At 60.0% G+C, this 24,834-nt stretch carries 23 protein-coding genes; 14 read left to right on the forward strand and 9 right to left on the reverse strand.

Features of this window, described 5'->3' with window-relative positions; all coding sequences use genetic code 11:
- Positions 1-34 precede the first annotated feature (34 nt).
- The 12 genes from rseP (at position 35) to ACQZ5N_RS01855 (ending at position 11,909) form a co-directional block, all read left to right on the forward strand.
- Complete coding sequence (gene rseP, locus ACQZ5N_RS01800; RefSeq protein ID WP_003521404.1) at positions 35-1,156, forward strand: RIP metalloprotease RseP; 1,122 nt, start codon at positions 35-37, stop codon at positions 1,154-1,156.
- Between the two features lie 199 nt (positions 1,157-1,355).
- Positions 1,356-3,680: an outer membrane protein assembly factor BamA gene (gene bamA, locus ACQZ5N_RS01805; RefSeq protein ID WP_448731898.1), complete on the forward strand. Its 2,325-nt coding sequence runs from the start codon at positions 1,356-1,358 to the stop codon at positions 3,678-3,680.
- Between the two features lie 49 nt (positions 3,681-3,729).
- Positions 3,730-4,797, forward strand: a complete 1,068-nt coding sequence (gene lpxD / locus ACQZ5N_RS01810) for a UDP-3-O-(3-hydroxymyristoyl)glucosamine N-acyltransferase (protein WP_003521402.1) — start codon at positions 3,730-3,732, stop codon at positions 4,795-4,797.
- A complete protein-coding gene (gene fabZ / locus ACQZ5N_RS01815; RefSeq protein ID WP_003521400.1) occupies positions 4,790-5,257 on the forward strand; it encodes a 3-hydroxyacyl-ACP dehydratase FabZ in 468 nt (155 codons plus the stop codon). Before lpxD ends, fabZ begins: the two co-directional genes overlap by 8 nt.
- Positions 5,254-6,069, forward strand: coding sequence for an acyl-ACP--UDP-N-acetylglucosamine O-acyltransferase (lpxA, locus tag ACQZ5N_RS01820; RefSeq protein ID WP_059752796.1), 816 nt, complete (start codon positions 5,254-5,256; stop codon positions 6,067-6,069). Before fabZ ends, lpxA begins: the two co-directional genes overlap by 4 nt.
- A 3-nt stretch (positions 6,070-6,072) precedes the next feature.
- Complete coding sequence (locus ACQZ5N_RS01825) at positions 6,073-6,939, forward strand: LpxI family protein (protein ID WP_448731899.1); 867 nt, start codon at positions 6,073-6,075, stop codon at positions 6,937-6,939.
- The gene (gene lpxB / locus ACQZ5N_RS01830; RefSeq protein ID WP_448731900.1) at positions 6,936-8,120 is read left to right on the forward strand and encodes a lipid-A-disaccharide synthase; all 1,185 of its coding nucleotides are present in this window, start codon (positions 6,936-6,938) and stop codon (positions 8,118-8,120) included. Before ACQZ5N_RS01825 ends, lpxB begins: the two co-directional genes overlap by 4 nt.
- A gap of 164 nt (positions 8,121-8,284) precedes the next feature.
- The gene (locus ACQZ5N_RS01835) at positions 8,285-8,995 is read left to right on the forward strand and encodes a GntR family transcriptional regulator (RefSeq protein WP_448731901.1); all 711 of its coding nucleotides are present in this window, start codon (positions 8,285-8,287) and stop codon (positions 8,993-8,995) included.
- 6 nt (positions 8,996-9,001) lie between these two features.
- The gene (locus ACQZ5N_RS01840; protein WP_448731902.1) at positions 9,002-9,787 is read left to right on the forward strand and encodes a transporter substrate-binding domain-containing protein; all 786 of its coding nucleotides are present in this window, start codon (positions 9,002-9,004) and stop codon (positions 9,785-9,787) included.
- Between the two features lie 82 nt (positions 9,788-9,869).
- Complete coding sequence (locus ACQZ5N_RS01845; protein ID WP_448731903.1) at positions 9,870-10,541, forward strand: amino acid ABC transporter permease; 672 nt, start codon at positions 9,870-9,872, stop codon at positions 10,539-10,541.
- Positions 10,538-11,197, forward strand: a complete 660-nt coding sequence (locus tag ACQZ5N_RS01850) for an amino acid ABC transporter permease (RefSeq protein WP_269830867.1) — start codon at positions 10,538-10,540, stop codon at positions 11,195-11,197. The genes ACQZ5N_RS01845 and ACQZ5N_RS01850 overlap by 4 nt, the downstream gene beginning before the upstream one ends.
- Complete coding sequence (locus ACQZ5N_RS01855; protein WP_035217484.1) at positions 11,175-11,909, forward strand: amino acid ABC transporter ATP-binding protein; 735 nt, start codon at positions 11,175-11,177, stop codon at positions 11,907-11,909. The genes ACQZ5N_RS01850 and ACQZ5N_RS01855 overlap by 23 nt, the downstream gene beginning before the upstream one ends.
- Before the next feature lie 73 nt (positions 11,910-11,982).
- Here the strand turns inward: ACQZ5N_RS01855 and gltA are convergent, their stop codons facing one another.
- Positions 11,983-13,272, reverse strand: a complete 1,290-nt coding sequence (gene gltA, locus ACQZ5N_RS01860) for a citrate synthase (protein WP_003502585.1) — start codon at positions 13,270-13,272, stop codon at positions 11,983-11,985.
- 307 nt (positions 13,273-13,579) lie between these two features.
- On the opposite strand from gltA, the gene ACQZ5N_RS01865 reads away from it, so the two are divergent.
- The gene (locus tag ACQZ5N_RS01865; protein WP_448732099.1) at positions 13,580-16,009 is read left to right on the forward strand and encodes a ComEC/Rec2 family competence protein; all 2,430 of its coding nucleotides are present in this window, start codon (positions 13,580-13,582) and stop codon (positions 16,007-16,009) included.
- 20 nt (positions 16,010-16,029) lie between these two features.
- Here the strand turns inward: ACQZ5N_RS01865 and ACQZ5N_RS01870 are convergent, their stop codons facing one another.
- From ACQZ5N_RS01870 to ACQZ5N_RS01905, 8 genes are all read right to left on the reverse strand, one after another.
- Entirely contained in the window at positions 16,030-16,707 is a 678-nt protein-coding gene (locus ACQZ5N_RS01870; protein ID WP_448731904.1) for a glutathione S-transferase family protein, read from the reverse strand.
- A 278-nt stretch (positions 16,708-16,985) separates the two neighbouring features.
- Positions 16,986-17,708, reverse strand: a complete 723-nt coding sequence (gene lexA / locus ACQZ5N_RS01875; RefSeq protein WP_035261730.1) for a transcriptional repressor LexA — start codon at positions 17,706-17,708, stop codon at positions 16,986-16,988.
- A 247-nt stretch (positions 17,709-17,955) separates the two neighbouring features.
- Positions 17,956-19,215: a TRAP transporter large permease subunit gene (locus ACQZ5N_RS01880; protein ID WP_448731905.1), complete on the reverse strand. Its 1,260-nt coding sequence runs from the start codon at positions 19,213-19,215 to the stop codon at positions 17,956-17,958.
- Entirely contained in the window at positions 19,212-19,745 is a 534-nt protein-coding gene (locus ACQZ5N_RS01885) for a TRAP transporter small permease (RefSeq protein ID WP_035261735.1), read from the reverse strand. The genes ACQZ5N_RS01880 and ACQZ5N_RS01885 overlap by 4 nt, the downstream gene beginning before the upstream one ends.
- A gap of 120 nt (positions 19,746-19,865) precedes the next feature.
- Positions 19,866-20,873 carry a TRAP transporter substrate-binding protein gene (locus tag ACQZ5N_RS01890; RefSeq protein WP_448731906.1) on the reverse strand — a complete coding sequence of 336 codons (1,008 nt, stop codon included), beginning with the start codon at positions 20,871-20,873 and terminating at the stop codon, positions 19,866-19,868.
- Between the two features lie 121 nt (positions 20,874-20,994).
- Positions 20,995-22,026 (reverse strand): transketolase family protein, encoded by a 1,032-nt coding sequence (locus ACQZ5N_RS01895; protein WP_448731907.1) that lies wholly within the window; start codon positions 22,024-22,026, stop codon positions 20,995-20,997.
- Positions 22,023-22,895: a transketolase gene (locus ACQZ5N_RS01900; RefSeq protein WP_448731908.1), complete on the reverse strand. Its 873-nt coding sequence runs from the start codon at positions 22,893-22,895 to the stop codon at positions 22,023-22,025. The genes ACQZ5N_RS01895 and ACQZ5N_RS01900 overlap by 4 nt, the downstream gene beginning before the upstream one ends.
- Before the next feature lie 59 nt (positions 22,896-22,954).
- Positions 22,955-23,716 (reverse strand): SDR family NAD(P)-dependent oxidoreductase, encoded by a 762-nt coding sequence (locus tag ACQZ5N_RS01905; protein ID WP_035262426.1) that lies wholly within the window; start codon positions 23,714-23,716, stop codon positions 22,955-22,957.
- Between the two features lie 167 nt (positions 23,717-23,883).
- On the opposite strand from ACQZ5N_RS01905, the gene ACQZ5N_RS01910 reads away from it, so the two are divergent.
- Entirely contained in the window at positions 23,884-24,771 is an 888-nt protein-coding gene (locus ACQZ5N_RS01910; RefSeq protein ID WP_196377773.1) for a LysR substrate-binding domain-containing protein, read from the forward strand.
- Positions 24,772-24,834 lie beyond the last annotated feature (63 nt).

Genomic DNA, 24,834 nt, shown 5'->3' on the forward strand with positions numbered 1-24,834 from the left:
ACGACACAAAGGGCAGATTGTCATGAACACAGTAATGGCGGCGACCGGCTTTCTGACCGGCTATATCGTGCCCTTCATCCTGGTGCTGTCGCTGCTCGTTTTTGTCCATGAAATGGGCCATTATCTGGTCGGTCGCTGGTGCGGCATCCGCTCCACCGCATTCTCCATCGGCTTCGGCCCGGAGCTGATCGGTTTCACCGACAAACGCGGCACGCGGTGGAAGATTTCCGCGATCCCGCTCGGCGGTTACGTCAAGTTCTTCGGCGATGAGGATGCGGCGAGCAAGCCGGATAGTTCCGGCCTGTCGCATATGTCGCTGGAGGAGAGGGCGCAGACGCTTTCCGGTGCAAAGCTGTGGAAAAGAGCGGCCACGGTTGCCGCGGGCCCGATCGCCAATTTCATTCTCGCCATTCTCATCTTCGCGGTGCTCTTCGGCATCTACGGCCGGATGATCGCCGATCCGGTCGTGGCGGAAGTCCGTGAAAACAGCGCGGCTGCCGCCGCGGGCGTGCAGCCCGGCGACCGGCTCATCGCGATCGATGGCGAAAAAGTGATGACCTTCGAGGATGTCCGCCGTTACGTCGGCATCCGGCCGGGCACACCGATCACGGTGACTGTTGAAAGGGCAGGCGAGGAGCTTAAGCTGCCGATGGTCCCGACCCGCACCGAAACCACCGACCAGTTCGGCAACAAGCTGGAAATGGGCATTATCGGCATCGTCACCGACCAGACCAGCGGCAATTTCCGCCATATCGAATATTCGCCGTCCGAGGCGCTGGTCGAAGGCGTGCGCGAAACAGGTCACGTCATCACCGGCACATTCAACTATATCGGCAATCTCGTGACAGGGCGCATGAATGCCGATCAGCTTGGCGGTCCGGTGCGTGTGGCGCAGGCCTCCGGCCAGATGGCGACGCTCGGCATTTCCGCCGTTATCCAGCTTGCCGCCGTTCTTTCCGTATCCATCGGTCTTTTGAACCTGATGCCTGTGCCGGTTCTGGACGGCGGGCATCTGGTGTTCTACGCCATCGAGGCCATTCGCGGCAGGCCGCTCGGCGCGGGCGCGCAGGAAGTCGCGTTCCGTATCGGGATGATGATGATTTTGGGTCTTATGGTTTTTGCAACATGGAATGATATCAGCAGCTTGATCGGCTGAGGATTGTGTTTTAACGGTTTTGTTAGTTATTTGTTTACCTTGTTTTTATGCCGAAGTGGCGAATGAGCCACTCTGGAGCACGAAGTAAACAGAATTTAACGTTCGCGCTTGCTTGTAGGGGAAAAGCAGGTAAAACGACGCACATGGCCGGAGTCGGGTTCCGCCCGCTGAGGGACAACGTAAAAAGGTAAGAATTGAAATGAAGGCTGGTTCAAGATTTTTGAACGCTGTGTCGGCGGTTGCTCTGTCTGCCGGTGTTGCTTCGGTTGCGGGCCTTGGCGTGCTTGCCTCTGCTGGCGCTGCAAATGCGGCCGTCATCAGCAGGATCGATGTTCGCGGGGCCGACAGGTCCGGTGCGGACTCCGTGCGTTCCAACATCACCATTGCGCCGGGTAAGAACTTTTCCAATTCGGACATCGATGAATCGGTGAAGCGTCTTTACGCCACCGGTTACTTCTCGAATGTTTCCATGCGCGTTTCCGGCAGCACGCTGGTCGTGACCGTCAATGAGAACCAGCTCGTCAACCAGGTGGTCTTCAACGGTAACCGCAAGATCAAGGACGACAAGCTCGCCGGCGTCGTGCAGACCCAGTCCCTCGGCCCGTTCAATCAGGCCATCGTGACGGCGGATATTGCCCGCATCAAGGAAGCCTACGCCGCCATCGGCCGTAGCGATGTTGAAGTCACCACGCAGACCGTTTCCGTCGGTCAGGGCCGTGTGAACATTGCTTTCGTCATCAATGAAGGCGAGCGCACGAAGATCGGCCGTATCGATTTCGTCGGCAACAATGCCTATAGCGATGGCCGTCTGGCCGCCGTCATAAATACCAAGAAGTCCAACATGCTGTCGTTCCTGACGCGTAAGGACGTCTATAACGAGGACAAGCTGCGCGCCGACGAAGAGGCGCTGCGCCAGTTCTACTACAACCGCGGTTATGCCGACTTCCGTGTCGTGTCCTCCGAGGCTGTGCTGGACGAGTCCAAGAACGAATACACCATCTCCATCACGGTCGATGAAGGTCAGCGTTACAACTTCGGCAACGTCGCGGTCGAATCGACCGTTCCGGGCGTCGACGGTTCGGAGCTTCAGGGCCTCGTGGAAACCCATCAGGGCGGAAGCTACAGCGCCAAGGAAGTTCAGCAGAGTATGGAAGCGATTTCCAAGCGCGTGGCCGGCGAAGGTTATCCTTTTGCCCGCGTAACGCCGCGCGGCGACCGCGACATGGCTGGCAACACCATCGGTGTGACCTATATCGTCGACCAGGGCGAGCGCGCCTATGTCGAGCGTATCGAAATCCGCGGCAACACCCGTACGCGTGACTATGTCATTCGTCGCGAGTTCGATATTTCCGAAGGCGATGCGTTCAACCAGACGGTCATCACGGCTGCAAAGCGCCGTCTCGAAGCGCTCGGCTATTTCTCGAAGGTCAATATTTCGACCGCCGGCGGCAGCGCGCCTGACCGCGTCGTCATCGTTGTCGACGTAGAAGATCAGTCGACGGGTTCGTTCGGTATCGGTGCCGGCTATTCGCAGAACGACGGTGTGCTGCTCGAAGCCTCCATCGAAGAAAAGAACTTCCTCGGCCGCGGCCAGTACATCCGTCTCGCCGCCGGTGCGGGTGAAGATGATGCGCGTACCTACACGCTCTCCTTCACGGAACCCTATTTCCTCGGCTACCGTCTTGCTGCAGGTTTCGACCTGTTCAAGAGCCAGAGCCGCAGCGAAGACTATTATGACTACGACGAGCAGGGCTTCTCGCTGCGCGTGACCGCGCCGATCACCGAAGACCTCTCGACGACGTTCAAGTACACCTACAAGCAGATCAATTATGACGGTGAGGGCGACTGGGAAACCGGCAGCAACCTTGCTGAGCCCTACAAGGATCTGATCCGTGGCGGTGACTGGACACAGTCCATCATTTCGAACACGCTGAACTACAATACGCTCGACGACCGCAACATGCCACGCGAAGGCTGGCAGGCTGCTCTGACGAACGAATTTGCAGGTCTCGGCGGCGATTCCGAATATTACAAGATTTACGCCAAGGCTCGCTTCTTCTACACGCTGTCTGACGAGTACGATGTCATTGGTTCGATCACCGGTCAGGCGGGCCACGTCATGCCGACGGGTGACAACCTGCTAGTATTCGATCAGTTCAAGTTTGGCGGTCGTCAGGTTCGCGGCTTCAAGAACGATGGTATCGGTCCGCGCATCGGTTCCGACTCCATCGGCGGCACGACCTATTTCGCCGCTTCTGCTGAAGTCACGGCTCCGATGCCTGGCGTTCCGGAAGATTTCGGCCTTCGCCTCGCTGGCTTCGTGGATGCCGGCACGCTCTATGGCAACAAGGTTGCCAACAGCGCCGGTGTGAAGGACGACAACTCCATCCGCGCATCCGCCGGTATCGGCGTGATGTGGGCGTCGCCCTTCGGTCCGATCCGCGTCGACTACGCCGTGCCTTTCGCCAAGGAAGACTACGACGAGGAACAGCGTTTCCGGTTTGGCATGTCCAACACTTTCTGATATCGGCAGTCCAGAACTGCAACTTTGAACGTTCTGGAGTTTCCGGCTGATGGAATACAACGCCTTTTTTCCGCCCCACGAGGGACTGCGATTGAAAGATATCGCAGACCGTTTTGGGGCGGAACTGTCTGATGACGCGGCGGGAGAGCGGATCATTCGGTCCGTTGCGCCGGTCTACCGGGCAAAACCCGATCAGCTCTGCTATATTCTTTCGCGCAAGAACCGCGATGAGCTGCAGACCTGCGACGCTGGCGCCGTCATTTGTGACGCCGCACTTGTAGACATGCTTCCGTCTCACACCCCTGCGCTGATATCGAAAAACCCGCACACGCTTTTTGCGCAGGTGGGTGCCTTGCTGCATCCCTCCGCCATGCGTCCGGGTCCTATTGCGCGGATGGAAGCTGAAATTTCCCATGCTGCACATGTCGATCCATCCGCAAAGCTGGAGGCGGGTGTCATCGTCGAGTCGCTCGCCGTGATTGGAGCTGGCGCCCATATCGGCGCGGGCACGCGCATCGGTCCCGGCGTCATCATCGGGCAGGATGTACAGATCGGGCGCGATTGCACCATTGCCGGCGGCGCAAGCGTTCTTGCGGCCCTCATCGGTAATAATGTGATTATCCATAACGGCGCGCGCATCGGTCAGGACGGTTTCGGTTATGCGCCCGGTCCGCGCGGCATGTTGAAGATCGTGCAGATCGGCCGGGTCATCATTCAGGACAATGTCGAGATTGGCGCCAACACCACGATCGATCGTGGCACCATGGATGACACGGTCATCGGCGAAGGCACCAAGATCGACAATCAGGTCCAGATCGGCCACAACGTCCGCATCGGCCGCCATTGCGGCATCGTCAGCAAGGTCGGCATTGCGGGCAGCACCCGCATCGGCGACGGTGTGATGATTGGCGGCGCGGCCGGCATCAATGGCCATATCAACATTGGCGACGGCGTACAGATCGCGGCGATGAGCGGCGTTGTGGCGGACGTTCCGGCAGGCGCCCGTTATGGCGGCACGCCCGCGCGTCCGATGAAATATTTCCTGCGCGACATGGCCGAAATTCTGGCGCGCGCTGAAGGGCGTGATAAAAAAACAGGAGAGAAAAACAATGACTGAAGAAACGAAGACGGCGCTGGGCGCGGCTGACATTCTGGAAGTCATGAAGCTTCTGCCGCATCGTTACCCATTCCTGCTGATCGACAAGATCATCGAGATCGACGGTAACAACTCGGCGATTGGCATCAAGAACGTGACTGTCAATGAACCGCATTTCACCGGTCACTTCCCGGACCGGCCGATCATGCCGGGCGTTCTGATCGTCGAAGCCATGGCCCAGACGGCGGGTGCGATCTGCGCTCGCAGCCAGGGTGAGGGCGGTCACCTAGTTTATTTCATGACAATCGACAATGCGCGGTTCCGCAAGCCCGTGATCCCCGGCGATCGTCTGGAAATCCATGTCGTGAAGCAGCGTCAGCGCGGCAATGTCTTTAAATTCCATTGCGAGGCGAAGGTGGACGGCGCGCTGGTGGCGGAGGCCGATGTCGGTGCCATGATGATCCCCGAGGATCAGCAATGAGCACGATTGCCGCCTCGGCCAGAATTCACCCGAGCGCCGTGATCGAAGACGGCGCGGTGATCGGTGAAAACGTCGTCATCGGTGCGCTGAGCTATGTCGGCGCGAAAGTCACGCTGCATGACGGTGTCCAGCTGCACAATCACGCCGTTGTTTCCGGCCTGACCGTCATCGGCCGTGGTTCGGTTGTCCATCCCATGGCGGTCATCGGCGGGACGCCGCAGGCAATTCGCCACGACGGTTCGGAAACGACCCTCGAGATCGGTGAGCGCTGCATCATGCGTGAAGGCGTGACGATGAACGCCGGCAGTTCCGATGGCAGCAGCAAGACCATTATCGGTGACGATAATCTTTTCCTCGCCAATTCGCATGTGGCGCATGATTGCCGCCTCGGCAGCCACATCGTCCTGTCCAACAATGTGATGCTGGCGGGCCATGTCACCATTGAGGACCGCGCTATTCTCGGCGGTGGCTGCGCCGTGCACCAGTTCACCCGCATCGGCCGCCAGGCCTTCATCGGCGGACTTTCGGCGGTCAATTACGATGTCATTCCCTATGGCATGCTGAATGGCAATCCCGGTATCCTCGGCGGCCTGAACGTCGTCGGCATGACCCGTGCCGGCATCGAGCGCGCCGATATCCATAAGGTCAGACGCGTCTACAAGGCGATTTTCGAGGCTGAGGGCACGATCCGCGGCAATGCGGCGGCCATCGACCGTAACGACTATCTGGATTGCCCGCAGGCGCTTGAAGTCATCGATTTCATCGGTGCGGATAGCGACCGCGCGATCTCTTCGCCCAACCGGGGCAAGTGAGCCGTGACAGGCGGCGGGCGTCTCGCCATTGTGGCCGGCAGCGGCCAGCTGCCGTTTTATGTGGCGGCCGCCGCCCGTGAGATGGGCGAGAACCCTTTCATCGTGCGCCTGCGCGATGATTCCCGTTTCGACTGGAGCGGTTTCGACAATGCCGTCATCAGTGTCGGCGATGTCGCCGGGCTTGGCCGTCTGCTGCGCGAAAACCGGGTAGACCGTGTCGTGCTATCCGGCGCCGTGGCGCGGCGGCCGGAATGGCGCGAAATCCGCCCCACAGTCGGCATCCTGCTCAAACTGCCATCCATTGTCAGGACGCTGCTGTCGAGCGGCGACGACGCCGTTCTGCAGATGGTTATCAAGATCATCGGCACGCTCGGCGCAAAAGTCATCGGCGCTCACGAGATCGCCCCCGGCCTGCTGGCCGCGATAGGCCCTTTCGGTACGCAAAAACCTGCCGAGGATGATCTGCGCGATATACGCAAGGCGGCTGAGGCCGCGCTTGCACTCGGCAAGCTCGATGTGGGGCAGGGCGCGGTCGCCGTCGGCGGCCGCATCGTCGCGCTGGAAGGCGTCGAGGGCACGGATGCCATGCTGGCGCGCGTTGCGGCATTGCGAGCCGAAGGACGGATATCCCCGCGCCGCAGGGGTGTGCTCGTAAAGCTCTGCAAGCCGCAGCAGGATGTGCGCGCCGACCTGCCGACAATCGGTGTGGAAACGGTGGAGAATGCGCGAAAGGCCGGGCTGGCGGGTATCGCCGTCGAAGCCGGGCGGGCGCTGGTACTCGATCGCGAGGCGATGTTGAAAGCGGCCGATGAGGCGGGCATATTCGTCTGCGGCATCGATACGTCACTTGGCGGAGACATGATCGGATGACGGCGGCATTAAAAGTGGCGGTCATAGCCGGGGAAGTATCCGGCGATCTTCTGGGTGCGGATCTGATCCGCTCGCTCAAGGCCCAATATACGGGACCTGTAGAACTGGTCGGTGTCGGCGGCGAGGCGCTGGAAGCGCAGGGACTGGTTTCCCTGTTCGACTATTCCGAACTCTCAATCATGGGCTTTACGCAGGTTCTGAAAAAACTGCCGAAGCTCATTGCGCGGATCAACCAGACCGCTCAGGCAATCGCCGCCGCAAAGCCCGATATTCTGCTGATTATCGACAGCCCGGATTTCACCCATCGCGTTGCGAAAAAAGTCCGGCAGCAATTGCCGCATCTGCCGGTCGTCAATTACGTCTGCCCCAGCGTCTGGGCGTGGAAGGAATACCGCGCCACCGCGATGCTCTCCTATGTCGATCACGTGCTGGCTCTGTTGCCCTTCGAGCCGGAAGCCATGCGCCGTCTCGGCGGTCCGCCAACGACCTTTGTCGGTCATCGCCTCAGCGTCGACCCCGAGGTGCTGGCTGTGCGTCACAAGCGGGCGGAACGTTCTCTGCCGGCGGATGGCGAACCGAAGACCATTCTCCTCCTGCCGGGGTCGCGTTCCACTGAGACGATGCGGCTGATGGAGCCTTTTCAGGCGGCGGCGAAAGCTTTTGTCGAGCGCAACGGTCCGACGCGGTTCGTGTTGCCCACCGTGCCGCGTCAGGAAAAACGCATCCGCGAACTGGCGGCGTCATGGCCGGAGGATATCAGACCCGAAATCGGTATCGATTCCGCTTTCAAATGGAATGCATTTGTTGAAGCCGATGCGGCGATTGCCGCTTCCGGCACGGTCATTCTGGAACTTGCACTCGCGGGCGTGCCGACGATCTCGGTCTACAAGACCGACTGGATTTTCACCATGCTGAGCAAGCGGGTAAAGACCTGGACAGGGGCTCTGCCGAACCTGATTGCCGACTACGCCGTCGTGCCGGAATATTTCAACGAGGTGGTAAGGGCAGGCTCGATGCTGCGCTGGGCAGAGCGTCTGTCTTCCGACACCACTGAGCGGCAGGCGATGCTCGAAGGATATGCACTCGTGCAGCAGCGTTTGCATACGGATGTGCCTCCGGGCGAAACCGGCGCGCGCATTCTTCTGGATGTCCTGAAGAGCAAGGCTCGTCCCTCACAATAATTATATAAGCACTCTATCCCACGGGCTGCCGTCACTGCTGCCGATGCAGGCAGGCGAGGGCGCGATTTTACTGCATTTGATCGTTAGTGTGGCAAACGGCTGACCATCGGATGGCTCCCGGCCCATAAATTTCCGTCTGGCACACCTCTTGCTTTCAATCTTGTATGCAAGATAGCCATACATCAGAAAGCGCCCAGAGCGCGGTAGAAGACGCCATCATCTCAGGCATTCTTTCCGCGCGTATCCGTCCGGGCACCCGCCTCAGCGAGAACCAGCTCGCCAGCCTTTTCAGCGTGTCGCGCACGCGCATTCGCGAAGCGATGATGCGGCTGGAGACGCGCGGCATCGTCACCGTCATCCCGCGCCGGGGTTGGTTCGTGGTGGAGCCTTCCGCCGAAGAATCCATCAAGGTCTATGAAGCACGGCGCATCATCGAATATGGGCTCTTGCGCAATCTTTCCGGCGTCAGCCCGGAAGGCATCGCCATCCTCGCCGATCATCTCGATGAGGAGAAGGCGGCGATTGCCAAAGGCGACCGCCAGCGCCTGACCTGCCTGATGGGCGACTTCCACATTCGCATCGCTGAAATCGCCGGCAACGACATCATCGTCGAAACGCTGCGCGACCTGACGGCCAGAACCATCCTCATTTCCATGCTCTATCAGTCCGATTTCCATGCGCAGCAATCGCATGACGGACATTGCCGTATCTTCGAAGCGATCAAGGCTGCCGATTTTCATGGCGCCGCCGAACTCGCCATCCGCCATCTCGACGAAGTCGAAACCGGTCTCGATCTCACCCGCAGGCCAGATCCGCTCTACGAGCTTCGTAATTCCCTTTCATTGCAGCCTCTTTCCTCAAGCCCCAAGGAGTAATTCCCAATGATTTCCAGACGTTCATTGCTTGCCATTGCCGCAATTTCCGCAACGCTCGGCTTTTCGCCCGCAGCCTTTGCCGATGCGCTCGGTGATATCACCTCCCGCGGCACGATCCGCGTTGCCGTTCCGCAGGATTTCCCGCCCTTCGGCAGCGTCGGCACGGATATGGCCCCGCAGGGTTATGATATCGACGTCGCCAATCTGATCGGCGAGAAGCTGGGCGTGAAGGTCGAACTCGTGCCGGTGACCAGCGCCAACCGCGTTCCCTATCTGCAGACCAACAAGGTCGATCTCGTCATTTCGAGCCTCGGTAAAAACCCGGACCGTGAAAAGGTCATCGACTTCTCCACCGCCTATGCGCCCTTCTTCAACGGCGTGTTCGCTCCGGACGCGGTTGCCGTCACCAAGGCGGAGGATTTGTCCGGCAAGACCGTCGGCGTCACCCGTGGCGCCGTCGAGGATCTGGAGCTGACGAAGGTGGCGCCTGCCGATACGACCATCAAGCGTTATGAGGACAATAACGGCACGATCTCGGCCTTCCTCGCCGGCCAGGTTGAGGCCGTGGCCACGGGCAATGTCGTGGCCGCCGCCATTCTCGCCAAGAACCCGCCAAAGCGCCCCGAGCTGAAGTTCCTGATCAAGAATTCGCCCTGCTATATCGGCCTGAACAAGGAACAGCCGGCGCTGCTTGAAAAGGTCAACGCCATCATCGCCACCGCAAAGACCGATGGTTCCTTGAACACGATCGCGCAGAAATGGCTGAAAACCGACCTGCCCAAGGATCTCTGAGCAACCCGGAAAAATGCATGCGCCGGCCTTGCCTTGAAGCAGGACCGGCGCATGGTTTGTCCTCGCCGAAAGGAAGCATCGGGTGAAATACACATTCGATTTTGCATGGCTTCTCGACTATTATCCGCAGATCGCCAAAGGCATCGCCGTTACGCTGGAATTGATTGCCATCGGCGGCGTTCTCGGTATCGCCCTCGGCATCGTCTGCGCCTGGGTGCGTGCGCTCGGGCCCAAATGGCTGCGGCCGCCGGTCGCGACCTATGTGGAGCTAATTCGCAACACGCCATTCCTCATACAATTGTTTTTTATCTTTTTCGGCCTGCCGTCGCTTGGCGTGCAATTGTCGGAACTGACCGCCGCCAATATCGCCATGGTGGTCAATCTCGGGGCCTATAGCTGCGAGATTATCCGCGCCGGCATCCAGGCGACGCCGAAGGGACAGTTCGAGGCGGGGGCAAGCCTTGCCATGACCCGTTTCGAAACCTTCCGGCATGTGGTTCTGGTGCCCTCGCTGCAACGCATCTGGCCGGCGCTTTCATCGCAGGTGGTGATCGTCATGCTCGGCTCGTCGGTCGTCTCGCAGATCGCCGCCGAGGATTTGACCTTCGCAGCCAATTTCATCCAGTCGCGCACCTTCCGCGCCTTCGAAGCCTATATGGTCTCCACCGTCATTTATCTCGTGCTCGCCATCCTTCTCCGGCAGGTGCTTGTCATGGGCGGCAACCTCATCTTTCCGCGCAGGAGTGTCCGATGATCGAATTCTCCACCTGGGATATTCTCAGAAACCTGCTGCTCGCCACGCGCTGGACCGTACTGCTGTCGCTCGTCTCCTTCGTCGGCGGCGGCATGGTGGCGCTGCTTCTGCTGTTCATGCGCATTTCCCGGAAAAAATCGATGCGGGCTTTCGCACGCTATTATGTCGAGCTTTTTCAGGGTACGCCGCTTTTGATGCAGCTCTTCATCGCCTTTTTCGGCCTCGGCCTGTTCGGCATCGATGTGCCGGCCTGGCTGGCGGCGGGCTTGACGCTGATCCTGTGGGCAGCTGCCTTCCTCACCGAAATCTGGCGCGGCTGCGTTGAATCCGTCGCCAAGGGCCAGTGGGAGGCATCGGCGAGCCTTGCCATGGGACGCCTGCAGCAGATGCGTTATGTCATCCTGCCGCAGGCCATGCGGGTCGCCATTCCGCCGACCGTCGGTTTCTTCGTGCAGGTCATCAAGGGAACGGCCGTGACCTCGATCATCGGTTTCGTAGAACTGTCCAAGGCCGGCACGGTCGTCACCAATGCCACCTTCCAGCCCTTCACCGTTTATGGCCTCGTCGCCCTCATCTATTTCGCGCTGTGCTGGCCTCTGTCTAAGAGCAGCCAGATCCTCGAAAGGAAGCTCAATGTCGCTCATCGAAATCACTGAAGTCCGCAAAAGCTATGGCAGCAACGAGGTACTGAAGGGCATCAACCTCGATGTGGAGCCGGGCGAGGTCATCGCCATCATCGGCAAGAGCGGATCGGGCAAATCGACCCTGCTTCGCTGCATCAACGGGCTGGAGACGATTTCGGCCGGTTCCATATCGGTCGCCGGCGCGCAGCTTCTCGAAGACGATCTGCATCTGAAAGCCCTGCGGCTGAAGGTCGGCATGATCTTCCAGCAGTTCAATCTCTTCCCGCACCAGACTGTTGGCGGCAACGTCATGCTGTCGCAGACCGTGGTGAAAAAGACGCCGAAGCCGGAAGCCGAAGCTGTTGCCCGCAAGATGCTGGAACGGGTCGGGCTGGCGCACAAGTTCGATGCCTATCCCGATGAATTGTCCGGCGGCCAGCAGCAGCGCGTCGCCATTGCCCGTGCACTCGCCATGCAGCCCATCGCGCTGCTCTGCGATGAGATCACCTCGGCTCTCGATCCCGAACTTGTCGCGGAAGTGTTGGCCGTGGTGCGGGAACTCGCCGCTGAAGGTATGACGCTCCTGATGGTGACGCATGAAATGAAATTTGCGCGCGACGTCTGCTCCCGCGTCGTCTTTATGCATGAGGGCAGGGTGCATGAAATAGGCCCACCGGAAGAGGTCTTCTCCAATCCCGCAACACCGGAACTGAAGCAGTTCCTGGGCGTCGCTGCACGCCACTGAGAACTATTCGGATGCTCAACAAAAAAGGCCGGCGGAAAAACCTGCCGGCCTTTGATTTATGGGGTTTCGCGGCTTAGCGCTTGGAAACTGGAACGTAGTCGCGCTTGCCGGCGCCCGTATAGAGCTGGCGCGGACGGCCGATGCGCTGCTGCGGATCTTCGATCATTTCGTTCCACTGTGCGATCCAGCCGACGGTGCGGGCAAGAGCGAAGAGAACGGTGAACATGGTCGTGGGGAAGCCGAGCGCCTTCAGCGTAATGCCGGAATAGAAGTCGACGTTCGGGTAAAGCTTCTTTTCGACGAAGTAGGGGTCGGAAAGGGCGATCTTTTCCAGTTCCAGCGCGACCTGCATGATCGGATCGTCGGAATTGCCGGTGGCTTCCAGCACTTCGTACATCGTCTTCTGCATGATCTTGGCGCGCGGGTCGTAGTTCTTGTAGACGCGGTGGCCAAAGCCCATCAGGCGGAACGGGTCGTTCTTGTCCTTGGCGCGGGCGATGTATTCCGGAATGCGGTCAACCGTGCCGATTTCGTTCAGCATGTTGAGCGCCGCTTCGTTGGCGCCGCCGTGAGCCGGGCCCCAGAGGCAGGCAATGCCAGCCGCGATACAGGCGAAGGGGTTCGCACCCGACGAACCTGCAAGACGCACCGTGGAGGTGGAAGCGTTCTGCTCGTGATCGGCATGCAGGATGAAGATGCGGTCCATGGCGCGGGCCAGAACCGGATCGACCTTGTAATCCTCGCAGGGCACGGCAAAGCACATGTGCAGGAAGTTGGAGGCGTAATCGAGATCGTTCTTCGGGTAAACGAAGGGCTGGCCGATATGGTACTTGTAGGCCATGGCGGCGATCGTTGGCATCTTGGCGATCATGCGCAGCGAAGCGACCATGCGCTGGTGCGGATCGGTGATGTCGGTCGAGTCGTGATAGAAGGCAGAGAGGGCGCCGACCGTGCCGCACATGACGGCCATCGGATGCGCATCGCGGCGATAGCCGGTGAAGAACCGGCTCATCTGCTCATGCACCATGGTGTGGCGCGTGACGCGGGTGTCGAAGTCCTTCTTCTGAGCCGCGGTCGGCAGTTCGCCGTAAAGCAGCAGATAGCAGGTTTCCAGGAAGTCGCCCTGTTCGGCGAGCTGCTCGATGGGGAAACCACGATGCAGGAGAACGCCTTCGTCACCGTCGATATAGGTGATCTTGGATTCGCAGGAGGCCGTCGACGTGAAACCCGGGTCGTAAGTGAAAGAGCCCGTGTGCTTGTACAGCGTGGCGATATCGACGACGCTTGGTCCGATCGTGCCTTCCCTGACCGGGAGTTCGACCTGCTTTTCGCCAAGTGTCACTGTAGCGCTTTTTTCCGTCATACTGATCCTCCGAAAACATGCGGGTGGGGGCGTTGAGACACGCCCCGCGGTTAAGCGTCTACCGATTAGCTATATGATCCTTGCGCAGATGCCAAGCTATCCAAAGGTCAAATTGTGCATTGCGGCAAACGCAATTGCCTTGCTTCCGTCTTTCCCGGTGATGGCAATTCAATCTCAGTCAACGCAGGGTTAAAGGAAAGGATTGCAATCCCTCGCATCCGCCTGCAAACCTGTTCCCGGTGCGGCAGGGGCGCGGCGCGGATTGCTCGGTCAAGGGGAAAAACAGCATTTCAGACATGCCGAAACGATGCAGGGCGATTTGCCCGGCACGGCGGAAATCCTTTATCCGCTTCGCAGAACCGGCGATGTTGCGACATATGACACGCCCGCCCTTGTCGGCAAGCCGAACCTGCGAGCTGTCGCCTCTCAAAAAATCGCCGCATGCTTCGCCGAGGAGCGCGCATTCGGCCACGATTTTCTTTTCGTTCCGGTTTTCATCGGCTGCGGTGCGATCCTCTGGTTTTCCCTCAATACCTCGCCTTCATTCTCCGTTCTGGCGATCACATGTCTCATCGCCGTCGGTCTGGCGTTCTTCGCGAAATATCGCTCGGGCTTCGCAGCGACGGCCTGCGGCCTTTGCGCGCTGCTTTTGCTGGGCATGCTTTTCGCCGGGGTCGAAACATGGCGTGCGGGAACGGTGGTGCTGGATACGCCCGTCACCACCACCATTACCGGCACGGTGACCCGTCGGGAGGTGGATGCGCGCGGGGACTGGCGATATGTGGTGCAACTCACCGCAACGGAAGCGCCTGCATTGTCACGCCCGCCGGGCAAGGTCTCACTCCTGTCACGCGGGGGAGGCGAGCCCGCTGCACTCGGCGCGACCATTCGCGGCAAGGCGCGGCTTTCGCCGCCATCCGGCCCGGCCTTGCCGGGGCTCAATGATTTCGCCTTCGCCTCCTATTTCAGGGGCATAGGCGCGACCGGATTCTTCTATAAGCCGCCACAGACGGTCGTTTCACCCGGCATTGGCGCGAAGACGGACTGGCTGGAATGGGCCGACATGCGGCTCTATGGCCTTCGCACCGCCATTGCCGAACGCATCCGCAACACCATCGGCGGCGATGCCGGCGCTTTTGCCGCCTCCATCGTCACCGATGAGAGACAGGCCATATCCGCCGAAACAATGGAAGCGTTGCGGCTCTCCGGCCTTGCCCATATCGTCGCCATATCCGGGCTTAACATGGCGCTGGCGTCGGGCATATTCTTTGTGGGGCTGAGGCTTGCCTTCAGCCTTTTTCCGGCATTTGCACAGCGCTGGCCCGTGAAGAAGATTTCGGCTTTCGCCGCGCTCTTGATGACGCTTGCTTATTACCTGATTTCAGGTTTTGCCGTTTCCGCCGAACGCGCCTGGCTGATGATGTCGGTGATGCTGATCGCGGTGCTGTTCGATCAACCCTCGCTCAGCCTCAGGAATGTCGCGCTTTCCGCTTTGGTCATTCTCGCTTTTTCGCCCTCGGAAATCATGGGCCCGAGCTTTCAGATGTCTTTTGCCGCGACCATCGCGCTCGTCGCCTCCTATGCCGCCTGGAGCCGCTGGCGTATCGATCGCGAGCGTCTGTTCATCGGGCGCAAACCGGCATGGATGACGGTGGCGCAAACGGCGGGCGCCATCATCGGCGGTGTCATCACGACGTCGCTGATAGGCGGTCTTTCGACGGCGATCTATTCGGTCGAGCATTTTCAGCGTGTCACCACCTATGGACTTTTCGCCAATCTGGCCGCCATGCCGCTGATGTCGCTGATTGTCATGCCTTTCGGCCTTGTCGCCATGCTGCTGATGCCTTTCGGGCTCGACGCTCCGTTTCTGAAGGTCATGGGATACGGCATGGCCCTCGTCATCGAGGTTGCGCAGGAGGTGGCGTCCTGGGGCGGAAGCGCTGCGACGGGGCGGCCTCACGGGTGGTTTCTGGGGCTCGCCTCGGCTGGTTTTCTGCTGCTGACTTTGCTGCGCAGCCGGCTTGCGCTTCTGGGCATGCCGCTTCTATTCCTCGCCTTCGGCCTGTCGTCCGCCACGGCCTATCGCGATCCGCCCGATTTGCTTGTTCACGAGGATGGCGAGCTAGTGGCGCTGCTGGAGGACGGCAAAGCCTACACGACGAAGGCTCAGCCGCAGGGTTTCGTTTATGGCCAGTGGCAAAGGGCGCTGCTTTTGCCGGAACAGCCTGTGCCGCCGGTCTTTCTCAAGACCGAGGCCACGGCAAAAACCGTGGCTTTGGCCTCGAAGGCGAAGCTTGATCCGCAAGAGATGAGTGCAGTTGCACGGCAGATGACAGCGGCCCTGAGAGACGCCGAGCCCAGCGTTTTCACTTGCAGCAAAGGCATATGGTGCGTTACGCGCGCGGGAAGCGGCGAATGGATCATCGTTCTGGAAGACGGCCGCTTTGCCGGAAAGGCTTGCGATATTGCCGATATCGTTATCGTCTCCCGCAGAACGTCCTTTTCCCAATGCCGCTCGGGCGCACTTCTGCTGAACCGCGATATCCTGCGGCGGATCGGTTCGCTGGAAATGGACTTCGCCGGCAACGATCAGGCAGGGGTGGTCGGCAGGCTGCGCGCCGCAATCGCCGGCATGGACAGGCCCTGGAGCGAACATCGCTATTACGACTGGAAAAGCGGCCGTTTCGATCACGACGTGCCCGATGCCGTCATGCGGTTGCTGGCGGCATCGCAATAGAGCGCCGCCAGCATGGACCGTCAGGCCTTGATGCGCAGATCCGCGGTCAATTCGCCGATCCCGCTAATTTCCTCTTCATGCGCCGCATCGCGCCAGACTTCCTTCAGCCCGGCCTCGTACCATTCGCGCATGGCGGGAAGGGCGAGCAGCCGGTCGCAATAGGCTCTCGCTACGGGCGAAAGTTCCGCGCCATAAGTCTGGAAACGAAATGCCACCGGGCAGAAGAAGGCATCGACCGCCGTGAATTTCTGGCCGGCAAGAAAAGGCCCGCCGAATTTCGCGAGGCCTTCGCTCCACAGCGTATCGATGCGCTTTATATCGGCCGCAAGCCCGGTATCGCCACCCTTCGGTTTTACGCGAATGCCGACCGACATCGGGTAGAGATTGCGCAGCGAGGAAAAGCCCGCGTGCATTTCGCTCGCTGCCGACCGTGACCAGGCCCTTGCCTGCTTGTCGCTCGCCCAGACGCCCTGATGTCTTTCCGCCAGATATTCGGCGATCGACAGCGATTCCCAAACCGTCACGCCCTCATCGACAAGGCAGGGCACCTTGCCGGTCGGCGAGAAGGTGGAGAAGGAAACGCCTTCGCCGAAGGGAACGAGTTTTTCATCGAAGGCGATGCCGAGCGTACGCATCAATACCCAGGGCCGCAGCGACCATGAGGAATAGTTCTTGTTGGCGATATAAAGATCGTACATGACGTGTTTCCCCGATATGACGCGCATTTCTATACCGACGGATGGCCCTTGGAATATTGCAAATAATCCATGGCTCCCATAAGCCGCATTGATGAATGGGAATGTGAGGGCAGGGAGAAAGAAAGAGGCAAACTCGCGTCACCGCCCGGAGACGAGAACGAAACGCACCCTCTCTTTACTTCCGCAGAGCCGCATTGTTCCTGGGAACAATCCAAGATGCCTCAAAGGGAGCGTCATCCTCTCGATGACGCCCCTAGCGAAAAAAGGCGGGGTGCCAATTAATGGTAGCGGCGGATCAGACCAACCAGCTTACCCTGGATTTTCACCCGATCCGGTCCGAAAATACGGGTCTCATAGGCGGGATTGGCCGCTTCCAGAGCGATGGAGGCTCCCTTGCGGCGGAAACGCTTCAGGGTAGCTTCTTCATCATCCACCAGTGCTACGACGATATCGCCCGGATTGGCCGTATTGCCGTTGCGGATGATGACGGTATCGCCATCAAAAATGCCGGCCTCGATCATCGAGTCGCCCTTGACTTCCAGAGCGTAATGTTCGCCCGAGCCGAGCATGTCGACCGGCACGGCCACATCATGGGTGTTGTTCTGGATGGCGGAAATCGGCACACCGGCGGCGATGCGGCCCATGACCGGCACGGTGACGGCGCCACCGAGATCATTGGCCGGCGCCTTGGGGGCAGGGGCCGGCTCCGGCGTCTTCGGCTTGCCGAGGCTGCCTTCAATGACGCTCGGCGAGAAGCCGCGCTGCGGCCTTGCACCCGGCGCATAGGCCTCAGGCAATTTGATCACTTCCAGCGCCCGCGCCCTGTTAGGTAGCCGGCGAATGAAGCCGCGCTCCTCGAGTGCGGTGATCAGCCGGTGGATGCCGGATTTGGAGGCAAGATCGAGTGCGTCCTTCATTTCATCGAAGGAGGGCGGCACGCCGGACTCTTTCATTCTTTCATGAATGAAGAGAAGCAATTCCTGCTGTTTGCGCGTGAGCATGAGGAAAACACCCTTGAGAATCGTCGTTGAAGTCGCGAAACAAATACAGAACGAACACTATATGTTCCATATGTGTTCCGCAATCCCCTAAAATTTCGTGAAGGGTGCATCGCAGATCGTGATTTGATCGTCGAAACCATGAACAAAGCAGATTGAACGATGTAAGCGGCACATCTTGAATACTAAAACCACCGACCGGGGAGACCCGGCCGGTGGTTTCTGGCAGCCGTTTGCTACGGCTCTTATGTTAGTAGATCGTGAGGGCAGGAATGAAGCTGACCGCGATGAGAAGCAGCATCGCCATGGTGAAGAACGGCCACAATTCCCTCGTCGTTGCGCCGAGCGGCGCTCTGGCTATGGAGGACGAGATGAAGAGCGTGGTGCCGATCGGTGGCGTATAGAGCCCGATACCGAGATTGATGACCATCATCATGCCGAGCTGCACCCGGTCGAGCCCGATCATATCCGCAAGCGGCACGAAGATCGGTCCGAGCAGCAGGATCGACGGCGGCAGATCGAGCGGCATGCCGATGATCAGCATCAGGATGTTCATCATGAGAATGATCAGGATCGGGTTGGAGATATTCTCGGCCACCCAGGTGGCGAAATGCTGGGGCGCCTGATCGAAGGTAAGCACCCAGCCCACCGCCGCACTGCCCATGATGACGAGCATGACGACGCCGGTTGCAGAGCCTGCCTCGACGAAATTGTCGCAGAAACGCTTCCACGTCAGATCGCGGTAGAAGAAGATGCTGAGCACGAGCGAATAGACGACAGAAAGAACGGCCACTTCGGTCGGCGTTGCAAAGCCGAAGCGCAGGCCGAGGATGATCAGGATCGGCAGAAGGATCGCCGGCAGGCTGCGGAATGCAAGTAGTGCCAGATCGCGCTTGCGAAAGCTTTCGTCTCGCACCGCATAGCCCCGCCGCACGGCAATGGCCCAGCAGACGAAGATGAAACCGACGGCCATGAGCAGGCCCGGCAGAATGCCGGCGATGAACAGATTGGCGATGCTGACGCCGCTGACCAATGAATAGAGGATCATCGGGATCGACGGCGGGATGAGCACATCGATGACCGCCGAGGTGGCATTGTTGGCCGCACAGAGGGGAGCGGGGTAGCCCTGGCGCTTCTGCCACGGAATGAGCACCGAACCGAGCGCGCTCGCATTGGCGACCGCCGAGCCGGAAACGCCGCCGAACACGACCGAGGAAATGACGGTGGTGGAAAGCGGGCCGCCGCGCCAGCGCTGCATGGCCTTGGAGGCGAGTTCCAGAAGCTGGGTTCCGAGTTTGCCGCCGAGCATCAGCGTGCCCGCGAGCATGAAGAACGGCAGCGCTAGCATCGGGAAAGACTGCGTCTGGTCGTAAACCTGCTGCGCCACGATCGAGAGCGGCACATAACCGTTCCACAGTACGGCGACGCCCGCAGAGATGATCAGCGCATAACCGACCGGAACCGCAATCATCATGAGAATACAAAATGCAATGATCATCACGATGGTCATAGCGGCATCTCCTCGGTTGCACCGTGCGGACGGGCATGCCAGCCGCCGGAGAGAATGCGCAGGCTCGCGGTTGCGGTGGTGACCGAGACCAGTGCTGCGCCGAAGGCGATGGAATAATATCCGATGCTGTTGGGCAGTTGCAGCACAGGGCTGATTTCCGCGCCGGCGATCTCGGCGACGACAAGCGCCTGCTGCGCGAGAATGACGAAGCTTGCGACCGTCACGAGATTGGCGAACAGCAGAACCGCCACCTTGCCGCGTTCGTCGAACTTGTCATAGATCCATTCAACCGCCATATGCGCGCCGCTCTGCGCGGCAAGGGTAATGCCGGCGACGATGAACCATGGAAACAGCATGGTCGGCAGTTCTTCCGCAAAATCCAGCCCGCCGGATGTCGATAGATAGCGGACGATGACGTTTGCGGTCATGATGACCGTGAGCAGAATGCCGGTTGCCACGATGATGATGCGGCAGAGGATGGCGATGAAACTGTCAACGCGATTGGCGGCGGACAAGGCTCCTTCGAGCATTGGCGCATCTCCTGAAAACTGAAACCGTATGAATGTCGGCGTGAGCGAGGCTCCCGCCGATCCTGTCGGTGGACATGAAGGTGAGGCCGGGCGGCTTGAACCGGCCCGGCATCCTGATCATTAGCCTTTGGCGGCCTTTTCCAGCTCGGCGACGAAATCGCCGAAGGGCTTCTGCTTCCATGTCTCCAGCACCTGCGCGGTCGCTTTCGCGAAAGCGGCGTGGTCGATGTCTTCCACCACCTCGATGGCGGCATTGGCCTTGAAGGCGGCCAGAGACGCGCTTGCCTTTTCCGCCGAGAGTTTGCGCTGAAGCGCGCCTGCCTCCTTCGCAGCCGCCTTGACCGCCTCGAAATCCTTGCCCAGCCGCCCCTCGGCGAATTTGGACATCAGGAACGGGGTGGATTCCCATTTATGGGCGGTGAGGCTGATATGCTTGTTGACCTCGTAAAGCTTGGAGCTTTCGATATTCACCAGCGGATTTTCCTGCCCGTCGACGACGCCCTGCTGAAGCGCGATGTAGAGTTCGCCGAAGGCAATCTGAACCGTCGCCGCATCGAGCGCCTTGAAAATATCCATGGTCATCGGGTCGGCGGGGGTACGGATTTTCAGGCCCGCGACGTCCTGCGGCTTGGTGATGGCGTGTTTGGAATTGGAGACATGGCGGATGCCGTTGTCCCACCAGTCGAGCGGCACGATGCCGACCTTCTGGAAACGCGCATCGAGCGATGCGCCGACATCGCCTTCGAGTACCTTGATCGCCTGATCAGCGTTGCTGAACAGGAAGGGCAGGCCGAGCGCCGCGAGTTCTGGAACAACGCTCGAAACCGGACCCTGGCTGTTGGCGGTGAAATCAAGCGCCCCGGTGCGCAGGCTGGTCAGCATGGCGGCGTCGCTGCCAAGCGTTTCCGAACCGGCGACATTGATCGCCACGCGGCCTTCGGTTTTCTGGGCAACGAGTTCCGCGAATTTCGCGGCCGCGATCGTGCGCGGATTGCCGGGCGCCGCGCCATGGCCGAGCGTCAGCGTCGTGGCGGCCCGGGCGTTGCGGGCTGTCGTCAGAATGGCCGGCGCCGCCAGTGCCAGACCGGTACCGGTCAGGAACATACGCCTGTTGATGGAAATACTCATTTTTCTCCTCCCTGGATTTAAACACCCTCGGCGTTGTCCGATCACGCGGATAACGCGCTCCACTCCCTTGAAACCGCCGGCTCCCTCCGGCTGATTCCGCACCATGTTTGAGTTTCAGCCTTTAGACCGAACCGCGCGGTACTTCAAAACTTTCATTCTCCAGCCACGCCCTTGCGCGCGCCACGATCATCGCCGTCGAGATACCGTAGCGGTCATGCAGGGTGGGCAGCGCGCCTGCATCCAGAAAGGCATCGGGCAGGGCGATCTGCCGCAAGCGCGGCGCCCGGCCGCTTTTCATCAGCGCCATTGCCACGGCCTCTCCAAGGCCGCCGATTTCGCTATGGTTTTCCGCCACGATGACCAGACGATCAGCCCGGTCCACTTCCGTGAAGATCGAGGCGGTATCGAGCGGCTTGATGGTGGGGGAATGCAGCACGGCACAGCCGACGCCCTCCTTTTCAAGCAGGGCAGCCGCTTCGAGAACCCGCATCGTCAATATGCCGGACGATATGAAAAGGACCTGCGCACCATCGCGGATAAGCTTCGCCTTGCCGAGTTCGAACCGATAGCCATATTCTTCGAGCACCACCGGCACCTGGCCGCGCAGCAGGCGCATATAGACGGGGCCGTTGTAATCCGTAATGGCCGGCACCGCGCCTTCTATGTCGGTCGCGTCGCAGGGATCTACGATGGTCATGTTCGGCAGCGCGCGAAAGATCGCCAGATCGTCGGTTGCCTGATGGCTGGGGCCGTAACCCGTCGTCAGGCCGGGCAGGGCGCAGACGATCTTCACCGGCAGGTTTTCCTCGGCAATCGCCATGGCGATGAAATCATAGGCGCGGCGGGCGGCAAAGACCGCATAGGTGGTCGCGAAGGGCACGAAGCCTTCGCGCGCCAGACCGGCGGCGGTGCTCATCAAAAGCTGCTCGGCCATGCCCATCTGATAAAAGCGCTCGGGAAAGGCTTTGGCGAAAATATGCAGGTCGGTATATTTGCCGAGATCGGCGGTGAGGCCGACAATATCCTCGCGTTCCTTCGCCAGCTGAACAAGGGCGTGACCGAAGGGAGCAGGGCGTGTCGGCTGGCCTTCGGCGGCGATGGAGGCGATCATCGCCGATGTGGTGAGGCGCTTCTGCGGGGCTGCTGCACTCATTGCGGCCGTCCTTCTTCAAGGGCGTCGAGCGCCAGCTTCCATTCATGCGCTTCCACGCGAATGAAATGGGTGATTTCGCGGTTTTCGAGAAAGGGCACGCCGCGGCCCATCCGGGTATCGAAAATGATGGCGCGCGGCCTGTCATCGGCAAGTGACATGGCGATATCGAAGGCCTCGCGAACCTTGTCGATATCGTTGCCGTCCACCCGCTGCACATGCCAGCCGAAGGCCGCGAATTTGGCGTCCACAGGTTCGGAGGACAGCATCTCGCGGGAAGGGCCGTCCGCCTGCTGATTGTTGAAATCCACGAGATTGATGAGATTGCCGAGCCTGTGATGAGATGCGCCCATGGCGGCTTCCCAGGTGGAACCTTCGCCCAACTCGCCATCCGACATCAGGTTGATGATGAACCGTTCTGAATTCTTGCGCTTGAGGCCGAGAGCCATGCCCACGGCAATGCCAAGCCCATGGCCGAGCGATCCGCCAGTGATCTCCATGCCAGGCGTATAGGAGGCCATGCCGGACATGGGCAGGCGCGAGCCGTCGCAGCCATAGGTCTCCAGCTCGTCTTCCGGAATGACGCCCGCCTCGATGAGCGCTGCGTAAAGTGCAATCGCATAATGGCCGATGGAGAGCAGAAACCGGTCGCGGCCTTCCCAGTGCGGATCGTCCGCCCGGTAGCGCATGGTGTGAAACCAGGCCACCGCCAGAACATCGGCAATGCCGAGCGCTTGGCCGACATAACCCTGTCCCTGCACCTCACCCATCAAAAGGGCGTTGCGCCGGATGCGCCAGGCACGTTCCGCCAGCGATACATTCGCCAACGCCGCTTCCTTCGTTGCATCTGCGTGCCGATATCCCTGAGCCATGGTTTCCTCCTCCCGGTCAGAAAAATCGAAGCCGGCTTCCCGGCTTCGACAGGTGGTTTTCAGTGAATGAGCATTCCGCCATTCACATCGACAACCGCGCCGGTGACGTAGGAGGAGAGGTCCGAGGCGAGGAAAAGATAGATATTGGCGACATCGATGGCATCGCCGAGACGGTTGAGCGGAATTCCCTTGAGAATGTCGCGGCGCATGTCGTCGGTCAGCTTGCCGCCGGTAATGTCGGTCTGGATCAGGCCGGGAGTAACGGAGTTGACGCGAATGCCGTCGGGTCCGAATTCACGCGCCATGGCCTTTGCGAGACCGAGAACGCCCGCCTTGGCCGCCGAATAATGCGGGCCGCCGAAAATGCCGCCGCCACGCTGTGCGGAGACCGACGACATGCAGGCAATCGAGCCGCCGCCATTGTCGCGCATATTGGGAATGAAGGCCTGGCTGAAATTCAGCACACCGGTCATGTTGACATCGACGATGCGCTGCCAGTCCGCGCCGGTAATGTCGAGCGTCTTCACCGGCTGGGTAATGCCGGCATTATTGATGAGGATATCGATTTTGCCGAAAGCGGCGATGACTTTTTGCGCCGCCGCCTCGCAGGAGGCACGATCCGCCACATTGCCGCCGACGCCGAGATGCTCGCCGCCATCCACTTTTTCAAGCGAGGCCGCGGCTTCGATGCTACCGGCTTCATCGAGATCCACGATGGCGACGCGGGCGCCGTGGCGGGCGAAAAGTTCCGCCGTGGCGCGGCCGATGCCACGCTTGCTGGCGGCGCCTGAAATAACCGCGGTCTTTCCATTCAACAACATAAGCAATCCTCCCAAGCCGGGCGCCGGCTTCATACGCTTGACGGCGGTGCTCCCGACCTGCCGCCGCATCCAGTCCTGCGACGAATACAGCCTCGATATTGCAGATGGGCAGAGGGCGCTTCAAACGCGAAGTTTACATCATCTCATGAATCTGCTTCAGTAATCGAATGTTGAACGGCATTTCACTCACCTCCATCCGCGCCTTCGAATCCGCCGCCCGGCTCGGCTCATTCCGCGCCGCAGCCGATGAGCTCAACCTGTCGGCGAGCGCCGTCAGCCATGCTATCGTCAAGCTCGAAAGGGTGCTCGGTACGCCGCTTTTCGAGCGCACCACGCGAACCGTGCGCCTGACTGCGGCGGGGCAGACGCTTCTGACACATGCATCGAACGCCTTTGAGGAGTTGCGGCAGGGCATTGAGGTGGTGTCCTCCAACCGCTCCCATCTTCTGCGCCTGCATTGTGCGCCCAGCTATGCGGCGCAGGTATTGTCTCCGCGCCTGCCGCAATTCTTGAACGCCAATCCGGGCATTGAGGTGCGGCTGGCGGCCAGCACGGCCTATGTGCGTTTCGTCGATGGTGAATTCGATGCCGATATCATCTATGGCGAACCGCAGGGAGACGATCTCATCATCATTCCGCTGGGCAGAGAGCGTGTCACGCCGCTGTGCTCGCCGGCGCTCGCGGACGAGATCAGGACACCCCGCGATTTGAACCGGCAATTGCTTATTCGAAGCGACAACAAACGTCTGCAATGGCCGGACTGGTTCGAGGCCAATGGGCTGGGCAAGCCGCCCATTCAGGCCATGAGTTTCGACCGCAGTTTCCTCGCGATCGATGCCGCAGCCAATGGCGTCGGTGTGGCGCTGGAATCGACACGGCTTGCCCATCGCGAGATAAAATCCGGGCGGCTGGTTGCGCCCTTGAGCGGCGCGACGCAGGACCTTCACTATGTCGGCCATTATCTCGCCTATCCCAAATCCGGCAGCCAGCGCAGGCTGGCAAGACGGTTTGCCGACTGGCTGATCGAAGACCTGCAGGACCCTGCATTTGAATAGGAATGCGGCTGTTACGTGAATTGAATTCACTGGCGCGTTAATTTTTTCCGCTTGCTCACGAGC

This window comes from Agrobacterium sp. 22-221-1 (assembly GCF_053522445.1).